Consider the following 15,795-nt stretch of genomic DNA (forward strand, 5'->3'; position numbering starts at 1 on the left):
CTCGATGCCCCCCCGAACGACGCACGCCGCGCCCGGTGCGGCGGCCTACCGCGCCGTGCTCGACCGTCTCTACCGCCGCCGGCGCTTCGGCCTGCGCCCCGGCCTCGAGGTGATCCACGCGCTCCTGGAGCCGCTCGGTCACCCGGAGCGCGCCTACCCGGCGATCCACGTGACGGGGAGCAAGGGCAAGGGATCGGTCGCCGCGATGGCCCAGGCGCTCCTGAGCGCCCACGGCGTGGTGACCGGGCTCTTCACGTCCCCTCACCTCGAGAGCTACCGCGAGCGGATACGGATCGACGGGCGGCGGATCCCGCCGGCGGCGATCGTCCGCGGGATCGAGCGGATCGAGGCGATCGCCGACGAGCTCTGCGCGAGCGGCGCGATCGACCGCGCGCCGACGTTCTTCGAGGTCACCACCGCGCTCGCGCTCGACTGGTTCGCGCGCGAAGGGGTCGGCGCCGCGGTCGTCGAGGTCGGGATCGGCGGCCGCCTCGACGCGACGAACGTCCTGGATAGCCGCGTCGGCGTCGTGACGACGATCGAGCTCGAGCACACGGAGATCCTCGGTCCGACGCGGGCCGCGATCGCCCAGGAGAAGGCCGGCATCCTGCGCCCGGGCATGCGGGGGGTGGTCGGAGCGCTGCCGCCGGACGCGGCGGCGACGGTCGACGCGGCCGCGGCCCGGCTCGGCGTCCCCCTCTGGCACCTCGGCAGCGAGCTCACCGTCAGCGATCGGACCCTCGACGAGGAGGGCCAGACCTTCTCGGTCCACCGGCCGGGCCGCACGGTCGGGCGGATCCGGCTCGGGCTCCACGGCCGCTTCCAGCCGGGCAACGCGGCGCTCGCGCTCGCGGCGTTCGCGCGGTTCGCCGAGGTCCGGGAGGTCGTCCCCGACGAGGATCGGGTCCGCGCGGCGTTCGCCGGCCTCGTCTGGCCCGGGCGCCTCGATCGCATCGCGCGCCGGCCCGAGCTGTTCTACGACGTCGCGCACACGCCCGAGAGCGCGCGCGCGGTCGCCCAGAGCCTCGGCGAGATGTTCCCGCTCGCCGAACCGGCGGGGAACGCCATCGTCTTCGGCTGCCTGCGCGGCAAGGACGTCGCGTCGATCCTCGACGCGCTCGCGCCGCTCGCTCACACGCTCGTCGTCGTGCCGGTCCGCTCGGAGCGGTCGCTTCCCCCCGCCGAGCTGAAGGCGGCCGCCTCCGGCCGCTTTCCCCGGGTCGTGGTCGCGCGCTCGGCGGAGGAGGGGGAGCGCCTGGCGCGCGCGGCGACCGGCGCCGACGGCGTCACCCTCGTCGTCGGCAGCGATTATCTGATCGGCGAGCGGCTGCGGGACCGCCACGGGGCGCCGGACGAGCCGGATCTGTCGGATCCGGGCGCGGAGGCGAGCGGGCGACCGACGGCCGACGGCGTCCTCGCGGGCCGGGGGGGCCCGTGACCGGTGGGGCGGGGCCGCCGGCCGTCGACTGGGAGCTCGTCCTCGACCGACTCTCCGCGCTCTACCACACCGGCGACTGGCGCACGCCGTACCTGCGCGATCACGCCGAGGACCCGTTCCAGGTGCTGATCGGCACGATCCTCTCCCAGCGCACCCGCGACGAGAACACCGACGTGGCGAGCGCGCGCCTGTTCGCGGCGTTCCCGGACGCGGGCTCCCTCGCCGCGGCGCGGCCCCAGGAGATCGAGCCGCTGATCCGGGTCACCGGGTTCTACCGGACCAAGGCGCGGGCGATCCGCGCGACGGCCGAGCAGATCCGAAGTCGCTTCGGCGGCGTCGTCCCGCGGACGTTCGAGGAGCTCGTGTCGCTGCCGGGCGTGGGGCCGAAGACCGCGAACTGCGTGCTGGTCTTCGGCTACGGCATCCCCGCGATCCCGGTCGACACCCACGTCCACCGGATCGCGAACCGCCTCGGAGTGGTGGCCACACGGACCCCCGAGGAGACCGAGGCGCGGCTGCGCGAGGTCGTCCCGCCCCGGTACTGGATCCCGCTCAACCCGCTCCTGGTGCAGCACGGGCAGAACCTGTGCCGCCCGATCGGACCGAGGTGCCCGGTCTGCCCGATCGCCGAGGTCTGCGCTACGGGCCGGGCGCTCGCGCAGGGACGCCCGCCGCCTCGTCCCGCGGACCGGCCGCGGGCGGGGTCGGCGCGAGCGCGACGAGCGCCCCAAGCGTCGCGACCGTCAGGGCCCCGAGGAACCACCACGCGACGTCGTAGGAGCTCACCGCAACGACGGCACCGAACGCCGACGCGACGATCGCGCCGCCGGTGAGCTGGATCGAGTTGAACAGGCCGATCGCCAGCGGCACCTCGCCCGGCGGTAGCTCGCGCCAGAAGTGCGGCAGCACGTACATCACGGCGTAGACGAAGCCGTAGGCGAACGAGAACAGCACCCCGATCGCGATCGCGGCCGCGACCCCGGCCCAGGGCAGGAGCGCGAGGACCGCGCCGCCGCCGACGACCGCGACCGCGAACTGCGTGCGGTGGTTGCGGTGGCGCTCGGCGAACCAGCCGCCGACCGGGCCGCCGAAGGTGCTCGGGAAGACGAACGCCATCCCGATCGCGCCCGCGAGCAGGATCGACCAGCCGTCGACGCTCGTTCCGTACGGGACGATGAACTGACCGGTGGCGAACGACGCCCCCTCGACCCCGATGAACGCGATGCCGATCACCCAGACCGCCGGCAGCCCGAACGCGCGCGGGAGGGGGCGCCACGGCGGCCGGGTGGCGGGCGGCGACCCGGCGGCCGTCGGGATCAGGACGGGCGCCGCGAGCGCGAGGGCGCCGAGCAGAGCGCCCCCGGCGAGGAGCGCGAGGCGCCAGCCCAGGAGCGGGATCAGCCCGGCGCTCGCCACGATCCCGAGCGCGGCGCCCGCGCTGAAAGCCGTGGTAAAGGTCCCGACCGGCAGCCCCCGCCGGCCGGCCGGATACAGGCTCGCGACCAGCCCGATCGCCGGCGAGAAGAACAGGGCGGCCCCGGCACCGGCGAGCAGGCGGAGCGCGACGAGGGTCGCGAACGTCGGCGCGGCCGCGCTCGCCGCGCTCGCGGCCGCGAGCAGGGCGACCCCCGCGAGCGACACGGTGCGCGCGCCGTAGCGCAGCGAGAGCAGGCCGGCCGGCACCTGCAGCAGGCCCGCCCCAACGAGGAAGCTCGCGACGAGGAGGCCGAGCTGGGCGGGCCCGACCGCGAACGTCGCGCCGATCGACGGCAGCGCGGGCCCGGTGTCGAACCAGTTGTAGGCATATCCGACGCGCAGCAGGATCAGGACGACGGTCGCCCGGTTCACCGCACGGGAGGAGAGCGCCGCCCCGGCCACCGCGCCCGCCATCCGCCTCCGCGCCATCCACCGCGCGCCCCCCGTGGGGCGCGCGCCACCCCGGCGATTCTCCAAACGATTTAAGGGTCAGGCGGCGTCGGCGCGGCGCCATGGACGCGGCGGAGTACGACCTCGAGTTCTTCCACCGCGCGGGCTTCCACCGCCGGACCTGCGCGGTCTGCGGCGCCCCGTTCTGGACCCTCGGGGACGCCGACCGTTGCCAGGAGGCGCCGTGCCGCGACTACGGGTTCGTCGGGCGGCCGGGCTTCGCCCGTGCCCTCTCCCCGCGCGACGTGCGGGAGACGTTCCTCTCGTTCTTCGAGCGGCGGGGCCACACCCGGATCCGGCGCTACCCGACGGTCGCGCGCTGGCGGAACGACGTCTTCTTCACGCAGGCGTCGATCTACGACTTCCAGCCGTGGGTGACGAGCGGGGCGATCCCGCCGCCGGCGAATCCGCTCGCGATCAGCCAACCCGTCCTTCGCTTCGTCGACCTGGACGAGGTCGGTCGCAGCGGCCGGCACTTCACGCTTTTCGAGATGATGGCCCACCACGCGTTCAACCGCCCCGACCACGAGGTCTACTTTAAGGACCGGACGACCGAGCTCTGCCAGGAGCTCCTGACGACCGAGCTCGGCGCGGACCCGCGGGCGATCACCTACAAGGAGGAGGAATGGGAGGGAGGCGGGAACCTCGGCCCGTCGCTCAGCGTCGGCCTCCTCGGGCTCGAGCTCGCGACGCTCGTGTTCATGGAGTACGAGCGGGACGGCGACCGACTGAAGCCGATGCCGCTGACGGTCGTCGACACCGGCTACGGCCTCGAGCGGTTCGCCTGGATGAGCCGCGGGACGAAGACCGCCTACGAGGCGGTGTTCGGCGAGCCGTACGACGAGCTCCGCGCGACGTTCCCGGCCCGGGAGGCCGCGATCCTGATCGATCACGCCCGGGCGCTCAACTACCTCGTCACGGACGGCGTCGTGCCGTCGAACAGCAAGGCCGGCTACTTCGCCCGCCTCCTGGTCCGCCGCGCGCTGCGGATCCTGGGCAAGGTCCCGGAGGCCCCGAGCCTCGTCTCGGTCCTGGACGCGGTCGGTCGGCAGATCGCCCACGACGCTCCGGAGGTCGGCGAGCACCGCGACGACCTCCACCGGGTCATCGAGGCGGAGGTCGAGCGGTTCGGGGAGGCCGTCGAGCGCGCCCGGGCGGTCATTCGTCGCCAGGAGGAGCGCGGCCGCGCCGCGGGCGGCCGCATCTCCGAGGACGATCTGCTCGCGTGGTACGATTCGCTCGGGATCACGCCGGATCTCGCCACGGCCGAGCTGGAGCACCCCCCGCCGATCCCCGAGGATTTCTACGCGCGGGTCGCGGCCCGGCACGAGCGCGACGCGCCGGCGAGCGACTACGTGGAGCGGGCCGAAGGCCTGCCGGACGTCCCCGCCGCGATCCCGCCGACCGAGGTCCTCTACTACCTCGACCCGTACACGCTCGCCTTCGACGCTCACGTATTGTGGGCGCAGGGTGAGTTCGTGGTCCTCGACCGCACTTTCTTCTACCCGACCGGCGGGGGCCAGGTCACCGACCGCGGCCACCTGGGGGACCGGGAGGTCGTCGACGTCGAGCGCAAGGGCCCCTGGATCCTCCATCGTCTCGACGCGCCGGCGCACGTGAGCGCGGGCGAGCGCGTCCACGGCCGCATCGATCGGGCCCGGCGCGTCCAGCTGATGCAGCACCACACGGCAACGCACCTGCTCAACGGCGCGCTGCGCGAAACGCTCGGGCCGCACGTCTGGCAGGCCGGCGCCTACAAGGGCCCCGAGCTCGCCCGCATCGACGTCACGCACTACCGGCCGCTCTCGCGGGAGGAGCTGCACAAGGTCGAGCGCCGGGTGAACGAGATCGTTCGCGAGGACCGGCCCGTCAAGAGCTACTTCGAGTCGCGCAACGAGGCCGAGCGACGCTTCGGCTTCACGCTCTACCAGGGCGGCGCGGTCCCCGGTCGCGAGCTGCGCATCGTCGAGGTCGAGGGGTTCGACGTGGAGGCGTGCGGCGGAACCCACTGCACCCACACGAGCGAGGTCGGCGCGATCGGGCTGCTCGACGTCGAGCGGATCCAGGACGGGATCGTCCGGCTGACGTTCGCGAGCGGCGAACGGGCGCTCGACATCCGGGAGGAGCACGAGGAGATCCTGAAGGAGGCGGCCCGGCGCCTCGGCGTCGGGGTGCCGCAGCTGCCGGACGGCATCGACCGTCTCCTGGGGGAGGTCGAGGAGTCTCGCCGCACCGCGCGCGAGCGCCGACGCGAGGACCTGGGTAGCCTCGCCGGTCGGCTGGCGGGCGACCCGGCGGCCACGCAGACCGTCGGCGGGACGACCCTGACGAGCTACCTGGGGACGCTCGAGCGCGCCGAGCTGATGGAACTCTCGCGCCTGCTCACCCGCGACGGCGAGCGGGTCGCGGTGCTCGCGGGCGAGCGGGAGGGCCGCGGGATCCTCTTCGTGGGATCGACCTCGGCGCGCGTCGCCGCGGACGCGCTCGTCCGCGCCGCGGCTCCGGCCTTCGGCGCGAAGGGAGGCGGGAACCCGAGCGCGGCGACCGCCGTCGGCGAGCCCGGCGCGCCGCTCGCGGAGGCGGTCCGGCGGGCGGTCGAGGCCGCCCGCGCGATGGCGGCGTAACGCCGGTATCCGGGCCGCCGAAACAGGGAAACCTTTACCTTCCCTCCGCGACCTTGACGACTTCGGGAAACGGAATGGTTCGTCGGGCTCGGGACCCACCGTGCCGCCCGTACCCGCGGGGCTAGCATGTCCGCGAACGAGGGGAGCACGGTCGGCGGGGTGCCGCCCGAGGTGGTGGCCTTCCTCAGCGGCAAGGGCGGCCGGTCGCTGATCGTCAAGGGCGGCGCCGGCTCCGGCAAGACGACCTTCGGCCTCGAGCTGCTCGAGCGCGTCGGCCAGCCCAACCGCTCGTTCTACCTCTCGACGCGCGTCGGCGACGAGGCGCTCTACCGCCAGTTCCCCTGGCTGAAGGCGACCGAGATGCGCACGCGCGTCCTCGATGCCGCCAAGCTGTTCCTCGACGCGATCCAGTCGGCCGGCAAGTCGCGGGAGCCCGAGCTCCCCGAGCCCGAGCAGCGCAAGGTCCGCGCGGGTCGCGAGGTCCTCTCCAGCTTCGGCCAGGAACGCGGCGCCCCGACCCGGGTCGACCGCGCGCACCTGCAGGCGCTGCTCAAGCGCAGCCCGATGCCCGAGGTCGAGAACGTCTACAACCGCATCGAGAAGGCGCTGCCGGAGAAGGCGCTGCTCGTCATCGACTCGCTCGAGGGTGTGACCCACAAGTACGGTCTCGAGATGGAAGAGTTCGTCATGGCGCTCCAGAAGGACCTCGTGGAGGGGTCCAGCACGGACGTCGTGATGATCCTGGAGAAGCCCGAGGCCGGGGGCATCGAGTACCTCGTCGACGGGCTGATCTCGATCCAGCGCGAGGAGCTGGACGAGCGCCGGGTCCGCCACATGCGGCTCGAGAAGCTGCGAGCGACCAACATCGGGCGCGCGCGCTACGCGGTCACGCTCAACGAGGGCCGCTTCGAGGCGCTCGGGATCGGGGCCGCCAACCACGCCGCGTCCCCGGGGGCCAACGCATCGGGCCCCTGGAAGCCGATCTCGGACCCGGAGCGCTACTACTCGACGGGGATCCCGGACTTCGACCAGCTGCTCGGGGGCGGCTTCCGCCGCGGCAGCTTCAACGCCTTCGAGGTCGACGTCAACGTCGGCATCGACGACTGCTACATGCTGTTCACGCCGACGTTCCTCAACTTCCTGAGCCAGGGCCGGGGCCTGATGGCGGTACTGAGCGCCGGCGAGTCCCCGGAGCGCCTGCGCGAGACCCTCGTGCGCCACATCCCGGCGAACCAGTTCGACACGCGCGTGCGGATCCCGGACTACACGGCCAACGAGACCGAGGACCCGTACATCCTGCCGATGGCGCGCTTCGGCCGCGAGGAGGCGACCCGCGCGATGGTCACCGCGGAGAAGGCCGTCGCGGGCCCGGACCGAAAGCCGTTCATGGAGTACACCGCGTTCGACACGTTCGAGAGCCTGATGGGCGATCAGATCGCCATCCGGATGTACTTCCAGGGCGTCTCGCGCACCAAGCACGTGGGCAACCTCGGCATCGGGCTGCTGAAGCCCGGGCTCCTCGTGTCGAGCGAGATCCTGAACATGATGGACACCTACTTCCGGATCATGAACATCGACAACGCCCCATGCATCTACGGGATCCGGCCCCGGACGACGATCTACGCGATCAGCGCGGATCCGGAGAAGGGCGCACCGCACGCGACGCTGACCCCGGTCGTCTAGGGCCGCGCTAGCCCGGCAGTCCCAGCAGGACGACGCCGAGCAGGAAGAGCGCCAGGGCCGGCACCAGCGTCATCACGATGTCGTCGTCGAACCACCAGACCTTCGGCCGCTCGACGGCGACGGCGATCGCCGCCGCGACCAGCGCGAGCCCCCCCGAGGCGAGGGGCGGCCAGCGCCCCAGCAGCGTGAGGCCCGCAAAGGCGAGCAGCGCGTAGACCCCGAACGGAACGGCGAGATCGATCCCGGGCACGCGCGGCGTCCGCCGTAGCTCGCCGGCCAGGGGGTCGACGATCGCGGTACCGAGCACGACCGCGCAGGCGATCGGCATCGGGAACAGCAGGATCGCGACGACGATCGCCACCCCGAAGACGGCGAAGCTGCCGAGGCGCTCGCGTTCGTAGTCGCGGATCGTGGGCAGCTCGAGGCCGATCGCATGGCGCAGCAGCTCCAGGACGAGCACCGCCGCGAGCGCGGCGAGCAGCACGTAGAGCTTCGGGGCGACGACGAAGAAGTCGGTCGGGAGCGCGTAGTAGATCAGGGCCGCGGCCCCCAGCCCGTGCAGGATCCGCCGCCAGATCCGGTCGCCGAGGGCGAAGTCGCCCCCGAACCGGGCGCCGAGCCACCGCCGGAACCGCCCGCCGCGGTGGAGCCGGATCGCCACGGGCGCGGGCAAGCGGCCAAACTATTTGTCTCGCCGTCGCTCGCTCGCGCCGTGAAGGTCACGGTGCTGGTCGGCAGCAAATCGGACCTCGAGATCGCGGAGAAAGTGCGCGCCCGGCTCACCGGGTTCGGCGTCGCCTGCGAGGTCCACGTCGCGAGCGCGCACCGCACCCCGGACAAGGTCGACCGGCTCGTCCGCGACCCCGAGACCGACGTCTTCGTCGCGATGGCCGGACTCTCGGCCGCGCTGCCGGGCGTCGTCGCGGCCCGCACGCTCAAGCCGGTGGTCGGGGTCCCGCTCCACCGGGGGCTCGGGCTCGACAGCCTGCTCTCCGTCGTCCAGATGCCGCCCGGGATCCCCGTCGCCGCGGTCGGCCTCGACGCCGCCGAGAACGCCGCGCTCCTCGCGACCGAGATCCTCGCGCTCAAGTTCCCCGAGCTCGCCGCCGCGCTCGAGCGCTACCGCGCGCAGTGGCGGGAAGAGCCCGCCGCGCCGGCGAGGGAACCGACGTGAGGGACCCGGCCGCGTTCGTCGACGAGGCCCTCGGGCGCCTGCGCGCCGAGATCCCCGGGCGCGCGATCGTGGCGGCGTCCGGCGGCATCGACTCGACCGTCGCCGCCCACCTCACGGTGCGAGCGATCGGCGATCGGGCGCGCCCGATCTTCGTCGACACGGGCCTGCTGCGCGCGGGCGAGCTCGAGCGGGTGCGCCGGTCGTTCGCGACCGCCGGCCTGCCGCTCGAGGTCGCGGAGGCGTCGGAGGCGTTCTTCCGGGCGCTCGAGGGCGTCACCGACCCCGAGGAGAAACGGCGGCGGATCGGCACCGCGTTCGTGCGGCGGTTCGAAGCGGAGGCCGGGCGATTCGGCACCGACCGACTCGTCCAGGGGACGATCGCCCCCGACTGGATCGAGAGCGGCGGCGCGCTGCGCGACACGATCAAGACCCACCATAACGTCGGCGGGGTGCCGAAGGACAGCCGCCTCGTCCTGGTCGAGCCGCTGCGCGACCTCTACAAGGACGAGGTGCGGGCCGTCGCCCGGACGCTCGGAATCCCGGCGCCCGATCGCCAGCCGTTCCCGGGCACCGGGCTCGCCGTGCGCGTCAACGGCCCCGTCACGCCCGAACGCGTGCGACGGGCCCGGATCGCCAACGCGATCGTCGAGGAGGAGATCGAGCGCGCGGCCACCGCGGGCGCGATCCCGCACCCGTGGCAGTACTTCGCGGTCCTCCTGCCCGTGCGCACCGTCGGCGTCACCGGCGACAACCGGGTCTACGGGGAGGCGGTGAGCGTGCGGGCCGTCGAGTCGGTCGACGCGATGACCGCGACCGCGCTCGAGCTGCCGCGCGCGCTGACCCGGGCGATCGCCGAGCGGATCACACGGGAGCTCTCCGGCGAGGTCGTCCGGGTCCTCTACGACGTCACCGACAAACCGCCGGCGACGATCGAGTGGGAATAGCGCGCGCGAAGAGCCTATCTATCCTCGACCCTCCGCGAGCGGCCGATGAGCGCTCCGCCGGTGCCGCCCCGCTCCCTGCGGATCCCCGAGGAGACCGCGCGGGCGATCGAGGAGCGGATCCGCGGCTCCGGCTTCGAGACGGTCGATGCGTTCGTCGCGTTCGTGCTCGCCCGTCTCCTCGAGCAGCCCGGGGACGCCGCATTCAGCGAGGCGGACGAGCGCGCGCTCAAGGAGCGGCTGCGCTCGCTCGGCTACATCGACTAAGAGCCCGCACCCCGGCTTGTCGTGCGTGAGATCGTCCCTGCACTCCCGCATGCCGGTGATCGGATACACGGTGCCGGCCGAGGAACTCGCCGATCCGTTCGGGACATGTGAGCAGTCGAGGCGGTCCGGCGGCGGGGGGGGTGGGGCCGCGACGGGGAGCCTCACCACGGACGTCTTCGGGGAAAGCGCGTTCGGGAAGCTCGCCGCACCCACGGGGCCGGCGGACCCCCAGCGGGCTTCCCTACGGCCGAGGCGGTCGTCCGGCGGCAAGCCTCCTCTCCAACCTGGCGTTGCCCGTCCGGGGCCGCGAACCGACATTTGCCGACGCCGGTATCGTCACGGAGGATGATTTTGCGAATCAGCTGAATCCTGAACTTCAACGCGACCGCGGCGGGCGCCTCACCGGATGGAGGGCGAGGCGGAATCGGGGTGCTGAGAGGCCTGACAGCAGTCGTGCCGACCTCCCCCCAGCACCGGTTCTAGGAAAGCGCGCTCTGAGGGCCGTTAGGTGAGGTCGATGGGGTGCCATCATGGGGTGTAATCGACTGCGAGCGAGACCTGCCCCCAAGCCAAGCGCCTGTATCTCTGTCGAGGACCACCACGTGTGCTCTATGAGCTGACACTCGACGCAGTGCCCTGTCCTGTCTTTGCGATGCAGCTATCCGGACGCGCGCCCCCGGATTCGATAGGCGATTATCTAAGGTCTCCCCGAGTCGGGCGATTTCTCGATCCCCAGCCCCGCCTGTTGTGCAGAATTCAGCACCGCTTCGAAAGCCTCTTGGGTCAGAGGATTGTCAGCGGGATAAATCGTCCGAAGATCGTAGCGAGAAAATGGAAAGGGGCGGCCGTTTGGAAGAATCGCCGGGTTGAGCCGGAGCGTAATCCGCGTATCGGGATCTCGAAGGGAGCCGAGATTCGCCATTGCGGCGACGAGGCTCTCTCGCACGATAAGGCGGTCGGTAAGGCGAGCGCTTCGAGCGGGACGGAAAGCGGCCATGCGCACCTGGGCAGGTTGCGCGCGGTATCGCGCGGGTCTGCGCCGCATCTTTGGGCGCCGAGTCGCGTGCCGCCCGACAACGCTTAGCCGCCGCGGCCGCTCCGCCTGCCGTGATCGCCTGCCCGTTCTGCGGGGCCCCCGAGACCGCGCGCCTCGACCTCGAGGGACGACGCTTCCTCGTCTTCCGCTGCCAGTTCACGCCCGAGGTCGATCCGACCCTCACCGACGAGGAGATCGCCGAGCGGCTCGCGTCCGCCTTCGCGGGGGACGCCCCCGGCTACTTCCGCCGGACGTGCGACCGCCTGCACGTCTACGTCACGCGCGGCGACGGGGCGCGCTGGCTCGACCCGGCCGGCCCGCCGCCCCGCGGCTAGTCGCCCTCCACGGTCAGGAACCGCTGGACGAAGAAGATCGCCACCCAGCTGAGCTGGGCGGCCTCGGTGCTGACGAACGACAGCCCGATCGAGCCGGCGAAGACCGCAGCAGAGAACAGGCCGCGCCGAACGAAGTAGCGCGACGCGGCCGCCGGCGTGTCGGGCTTGGCGAGGTGGTGGTGCCGAGCGTACAGCCAGATCCCCGTCGTCGTGAGCCCGAGCGTGATCTGCAGCAGCGAGAAGAGATCGACCGCGACCTTGAGGTCGGAGTAGGTCGTGTAGACGCTGAGCACGAACGGCATCACCGCGATCTGCATCAGCAGGATCATGTTCAGCCAGACCAGGCCGGAATCGAAGCGCGCGATGTACTGGTACGTCCGGTTGTGGACGATCCACCAGATCGCGATCATCACGAAGGCGAACGCGTAGCCGACGAACGTCGGCCAGTCGGTCTGCAGCGCGTGGACGAGCCCCCCCTCAGTGGGCGGGTGGAGCGACGGCACCGCGAGCGACAGCACGAGGAGCGTCATCGCGAAGGCGAACACCCCGTCGCTGAGCGAGACGATCCGGCCGAGGTCCTCGCCGCTGATCTGCGCGACCGCCGACCGGCGGTAGCGACGGGTCAGGATCGGCTCGCTCGCCGGCGCGGGCGTCGCGTCGCCGGCCGCCCCCGTCGGGCCCGCGGGCGTCGCGGGCCCGGAGTCGAGCGGCGCCGATCCCATGCTCGCGCCTAGGGCTCCCCGCCCGCGCCGGCGGGCGCATCCGCGGCCGGGCCGACCCGCGGACCGCCGCGGGCCCGGGCGTGGGCGCTACGCGCGGGCCGTCGCGCCGATCTTGGCAAGCGCCGTCTCCGTGGGGACGAGGTGCCGCGGCAGGCCAAGCTCCTCGGGCGAGGCTCCGAAGGCGAGCCCGACGACCTGCGGCAGGTGGAACACCGGCAGGTCGAGCGCGTGCCCGACCGCCTTCGCCGCCTGGTTCTGGTAGGCGTCGAGCGAGATGTGGCACAGCGGGCACGGCGTCGCCATCGCGTCGGCCCCGTGCGCCTTCGCGTCGTCGATCTGGCGGCCGGCGATGTGGCTCGCTACTTCCGGCTTGACGAACTGGATCGGGAAGCCGCAGCACATGACGCGCCCGCGGTAGTAGACGGGGGTCGCCCCGAGCGCGGCGAGGAGCGCCTCGAACGAATGGGGCTCCTCACCGCTCTCGGTCCCCAGCTCGTCGGACGGCCGCAACAGGTGGCAGCCGTAGAACGCCCCGACCTTTAGCCCGGCGAGCGGACGTCGCACCTTCGCGCGGACCGCGTCGAGCCCGACGTCCTCGACCAGGACACGCAACAGGTGCTTGACCTTCGTGGTGCCGCGGTACTGGATGCCGAGCGGCGCGAGGGCCCCGTCGACCCGCGCGCGGATCGTCGGGTCCGCGAGGCGGACGTTGGCGAGGCTGAGCATCCCCTGGCAGGTCGAGCAGATCGTGAGCAGGTCGAGGCCGGCGCGCTCGGCGATGGCGAGGTTGCGCGCGTTCAGCGCGACATTGAGCACCTCGTTCGCCTCGTCGACGAAGCCCGAGCCGCAGCAGGAGAAGCTCGGGAACTCGACAAGCTCGAGGCCGAGCGAGCGGCAGACCCAGCGCGTCGCGAGGTCGAGCTCCTTGCCCGACTCCTGCGCCACGCAGCCCGGATAGTAGGCGAGCCTCACGGCGGAGCCTCCGGCGGGCGGTCGAGCGCCTCGTAGATCTTCTCGACTTCGTCCTGGCCCTCGATGCGGTGGGGGGCGCGCAGGACCTCGGGCTTCTTGCGGTAGATCCGGACGCCCTGGCCCAGCTGGCCCACCATCCCCGCGAGGCCCGATGTCTGTCGGACGAGCTTCGCCTCGTTGAGGAGGCCGCGCTCGCGGATGTTCTCCAGGAAGCCGAGGGCGTGACGCGAGCCGGGCTCGGTCGCGCCCTGCGCCCGGATCGCCATCTCCTTCAGGTCGCGGATCCGCTCGGAGGGCCGCACGTCCTTCGGGCATGCCTCGGTGCACAGGTGGCAGCGCAGGCACGTCCACAGACCGCCCGGCTGGATGCGCAGCAGGCGGTCCTGCCGGGCATGGTCGCGCGGGTCGACGACGAACCGGTACAGCTTGGCGAGCGCCATCGGCCCGGGAAAGGCGGGGTCGTCGGTGACCGCGGGGCACGCCGAGAAGCAGGCCGCGCACGCGATGCAACGGGGCGTCTCCTGGAACCGCTCGACCTCGGCCTCCGTCATCGGGTTCGCGACCCCCTCGGGCATCGGATGGCGCGGGTCGAGGATCAGGTGCGGCTCGATCTGCTCGTAGTGGCGCCAGAAGATCTCCTGGTCGACGACCAGGTCGCGCAGGACGGGTTGGTTGCGCATCGGCTCGATGACGACCCGTCCGTGCCGGGCCACCTCGGGGCCGATCTGGGTCTCGCAGGCGAGGCGGCTCTTGGAGTTCACCCGCATCGCGCAGGAACCGCAGATCGCGCTGCGGCAGGAATAGCGCAGCGTGAGCGTCGGGTCGATCTCCGCGCGGATCTTGAGCAGGGCCGTGAGGACCGGCGTGTGCGGCGCGAGGTCGAGCTCGTAGCGCTGGAACCGGGGTCCGGGGTCGTGGGTCGGGTCGAACCGATAGACGTCGAACGCGGCGTGGACGAGCTCCTCCGCCATCAGTAGACCCGCTCCGTCGGCTCCCACCGCGTGTACGTCACCGGTGTATAGGAGAGGTTCGGGCCCTCCGGCGTCCGGCGGGCCATGGTGTGCCGCATCCAGTGCGCGTCGTCCCGCTTCGGGTAGTCCGTGCGCGCATGCGCCCCGCGGCTCTCGGTGCGCGCGTAGGCGCCGACGACGATCACCTCGGCGAGCTCGAGCAGGTGGCCGACCTCGAGCGCGTCGGTGAGGTTGAGGTTGTAGACGGTCGACGGGTCGACCACGCGGACGTTCGCAAAGCGCGCGCGCAGCGCGCGCACCCGCTGGAGCCCCTCCAGTAGGTCCGCTTCGTTGCGGTAGATCCCGACGTACCGCTCCATCGTCTGCTGGAGTTCCGTGCGCAGGGTCGAGGGGTCCTCGCCGTCCCGGCGCGCCGACCAGGCCCGCAGCGGGCTCGCGGCTCCGTCGACGTCGGCGGGCAGCATCTCCGGCCGCGGCGCCGCGAGCGCGTGCTCGGCGGCCGCGATGCCGGCTTGCTTTCCGAAGACGAGCGTCTCGAGCAGCGAGTTGCCTCCCAGTCGGTTCGCGCCGTGGATCGAGACGCAGGCCGCCTCGCCCGCGGCAAAGAGGCCGGGGAGGCTCGTCGCCCCGCGGATGTCGGTGCTGATCCCGCCCATCATGTAGTGCTGGCCGGGGTAGACCGGGATCGGCTGCGTCACCGGGTCGATGCCGGCGAAGTGGCGGGAGTAGTCGACGATCTCCTGCAGCCGGCTCTCGATCTTCTCCCGGCCGAGATGCATCAGCTCCAGGTGCACGTAGCTGCCGTACGGTCCCGGGAAGCCCCGGCCCTCCGCAACCTCGGTCACGATCGCGCGGGACACCACGTCGCGCGACGCGAGCTCGAGGACGTGCGGGGCGTACCGGCTCATGAACCGCTCGCCAAGGGCGTTCTTCAGTATCCCGCCCTCGCCACGGGCGCCCTCCGTGATGAGGATCCCGGACTCGAGGAGGGCGGTCGGGTGGAACTGGACGAACTCCATGTCCTTGAGGAGCGCACCGGCCTCGTAGGCGGCGGCCACGCCGTCGCCGGTACAGCTGTGCGCGTTGGTCGTCCGGCTGTAGACGCGGCCGAACGGGCCCGTCGCGAGGACGACGCTCTTCGCCGCGATCCCCTCGAAGTCGCCGCGCTTGCGGTCGAAGGCGACGATCCCCTGGACGCGGCCGTCGTGCAGCACGAGCCGGGTGAGGTCCCACTCCTCGTACAGCGTGAACTCCTCGGTGCCGAGCCGCTCCCAGAGCCCCTGCAGGAGCGCCAGACCCGTGCGGTCCGCCGCGTAGATCGTCCGAGGGAACCCGGCGCCCCCGAACGCGCGCCGGGCGAGCGAGCCGTCGGGCGACCGGCTGAAGATCGTGCCGAAGTGCTCCATCTCGACGACGGTCGGCCCGGCCTCGCGGCAGAAGAACTCGATCGCGTCCTGGTCGCCGAGGTAGTCGGAACCCTTCACCGTGTCGTAGATGTGGGTCTCGACCGAGTCCTCCGGACCGACCGCGGCGTTGATCCCGCCCTGGGCGGCCCCTGAGTGGGAGCGCAGGGGGTGGAGCTTCGAGACGATCGCCACCTCGCGCCCGGCCTCGATCGCCGCGAGCGCCGCGCGCTGTCCCGCGAGGCCGGCGCCGACGACGACGACCTCGTGGCGTTGCATCGGAGGGAGCGAGCCTCGCGGGTT

The 15,795-nt window shown here is 72.4% G+C and carries 13 protein-coding genes and 1 pseudogene; 8 read left to right on the forward strand and 6 right to left on the reverse strand.

Annotation, left to right across the window (positions count from 1 at the left end):
• Positions 1-4 precede the first annotated feature (4 nt).
• Both VEL82_03395 and nth read left to right on the forward strand, forming a co-directional pair.
• A complete protein-coding gene (locus VEL82_03395) occupies positions 5-1,438 on the forward strand; it encodes a folylpolyglutamate synthase/dihydrofolate synthase family protein (GenBank protein ID HXW66908.1) in 1,434 nt (477 codons plus the stop codon).
• Entirely contained in the window at positions 1,435-2,271 is an 837-nt protein-coding gene (nth, locus tag VEL82_03400) for an endonuclease III (GenBank protein HXW66909.1), read from the forward strand. Before VEL82_03395 ends, nth begins: the two co-directional genes overlap by 4 nt.
• Before the next feature lie 85 nt (positions 2,272-2,356).
• Here the strand turns inward: nth and VEL82_03405 are convergent.
• Positions 2,357-3,343, reverse strand: a pseudogene (locus VEL82_03405) (MFS transporter).
• A gap of 83 nt (positions 3,344-3,426) precedes the next feature.
• Between VEL82_03405 and alaS the strand changes: the two are divergent.
• Together alaS and gvpD are read left to right on the forward strand one after the other, a co-directional pair.
• Complete coding sequence (gene alaS / locus VEL82_03410; GenBank protein HXW66910.1) at positions 3,427-5,988, forward strand: alanine--tRNA ligase; 2,562 nt, start codon at positions 3,427-3,429, stop codon at positions 5,986-5,988.
• 126 nt (positions 5,989-6,114) lie between these two features.
• Positions 6,115-7,671: a gas vesicle protein GvpD P-loop domain-containing protein gene (gene gvpD / locus VEL82_03415; GenBank protein ID HXW66911.1), complete on the forward strand. Its 1,557-nt coding sequence runs from the start codon at positions 6,115-6,117 to the stop codon at positions 7,669-7,671.
• A gap of 7 nt (positions 7,672-7,678) precedes the next feature.
• On the opposite strand, the gene VEL82_03420 is transcribed toward gvpD, so the two are convergent.
• The gene (locus VEL82_03420; protein ID HXW66912.1) at positions 7,679-8,332 is read right to left on the reverse strand and encodes a hypothetical protein; all 654 of its coding nucleotides are present in this window, start codon (positions 8,330-8,332) and stop codon (positions 7,679-7,681) included.
• Positions 8,333-8,383: 51 nt separating this feature from the next.
• Between VEL82_03420 and purE the strand changes: the two genes are divergently transcribed.
• The 4 genes from purE to VEL82_03440 all read left to right on the forward strand — a co-directional run bounded on the left by purE (position 8,384) and on the right by VEL82_03440 (position 11,424).
• Positions 8,384-8,845, forward strand: coding sequence for a 5-(carboxyamino)imidazole ribonucleotide mutase (gene purE, locus VEL82_03425; protein HXW66913.1), 462 nt, complete (start codon positions 8,384-8,386; stop codon positions 8,843-8,845).
• Positions 8,842-9,789, forward strand: coding sequence for a glutamine-hydrolyzing GMP synthase (gene guaA, locus VEL82_03430; protein ID HXW66914.1), 948 nt, complete (start codon positions 8,842-8,844; stop codon positions 9,787-9,789). Before purE ends, guaA begins: the two co-directional genes overlap by 4 nt.
• A 45-nt stretch (positions 9,790-9,834) precedes the next feature.
• Entirely contained in the window at positions 9,835-10,053 is a 219-nt protein-coding gene (locus VEL82_03435) for a CopG family transcriptional regulator (GenBank protein ID HXW66915.1), read from the forward strand.
• Between the two features lie 1,107 nt (positions 10,054-11,160).
• The gene (locus tag VEL82_03440) at positions 11,161-11,424 is read left to right on the forward strand and encodes a hypothetical protein (protein ID HXW66916.1); all 264 of its coding nucleotides are present in this window, start codon (positions 11,161-11,163) and stop codon (positions 11,422-11,424) included.
• Here VEL82_03440 and VEL82_03445 read toward each other — a convergent pair.
• From VEL82_03445 to VEL82_03460, 4 genes are all read right to left on the reverse strand, one after another.
• Positions 11,421-12,146: a TMEM175 family protein gene (locus VEL82_03445; GenBank protein ID HXW66917.1), complete on the reverse strand. Its 726-nt coding sequence runs from the start codon at positions 12,144-12,146 to the stop codon at positions 11,421-11,423. The genes VEL82_03440 and VEL82_03445 overlap by 4 nt on opposite strands.
• 87 nt (positions 12,147-12,233) lie before the next feature.
• Complete coding sequence (locus VEL82_03450) at positions 12,234-13,118, reverse strand: CoB--CoM heterodisulfide reductase iron-sulfur subunit B family protein (protein ID HXW66918.1); 885 nt, start codon at positions 13,116-13,118, stop codon at positions 12,234-12,236.
• Positions 13,115-14,089, reverse strand: coding sequence for a succinate dehydrogenase/fumarate reductase iron-sulfur subunit (locus VEL82_03455; GenBank protein ID HXW66919.1), 975 nt, complete (start codon positions 14,087-14,089; stop codon positions 13,115-13,117). The genes VEL82_03450 and VEL82_03455 overlap by 4 nt, the downstream gene beginning before the upstream one ends.
• Positions 14,089-15,771, reverse strand: a complete 1,683-nt coding sequence (locus VEL82_03460; protein HXW66920.1) for an FAD-binding protein — start codon at positions 15,769-15,771, stop codon at positions 14,089-14,091. The genes VEL82_03455 and VEL82_03460 overlap by 1 nt, the downstream gene beginning before the upstream one ends.
• Between the last annotated feature and the right edge of the window lie 24 nt (positions 15,772-15,795).

Source organism: Thermoplasmata archaeon (genome assembly GCA_035622275.1).
In the GTDB taxonomy this organism is placed as follows: domain Archaea; phylum Thermoplasmatota; class Thermoplasmata; order Lutacidiplasmatales; family UBA184; genus Lutacidiplasma.

Coding starts and splice junctions, on each gene's coding strand:
- VEL82_03395 (HXW66908.1), top strand. CDS start 5: ATGCCCCCCCGAACGACGCACGCCGCGCCCGGTGCGGCGGCCTACCGC.
- VEL82_03460 (HXW66920.1), bottom strand. CDS start 15,771: ATGCAACGCCACGAGGTCGTCGTCGTCGGCGCCGGCCTCGCGGGACAG.
- VEL82_03445 (HXW66917.1), bottom strand. CDS start 12,146: ATGGGATCGGCGCCGCTCGACTCCGGGCCCGCGACGCCCGCGGGCCCG.
- gvpD (HXW66911.1), top strand. CDS start 6,115: ATGTCCGCGAACGAGGGGAGCACGGTCGGCGGGGTGCCGCCCGAGGTG.
- VEL82_03435 (HXW66915.1), top strand. CDS start 9,835: ATGAGCGCTCCGCCGGTGCCGCCCCGCTCCCTGCGGATCCCCGAGGAG.
- VEL82_03455 (HXW66919.1), bottom strand. CDS start 14,089: ATGGCGGAGGAGCTCGTCCACGCCGCGTTCGACGTCTATCGGTTCGAC.
- alaS (HXW66910.1), top strand. CDS start 3,427: ATGGACGCGGCGGAGTACGACCTCGAGTTCTTCCACCGCGCGGGCTTC.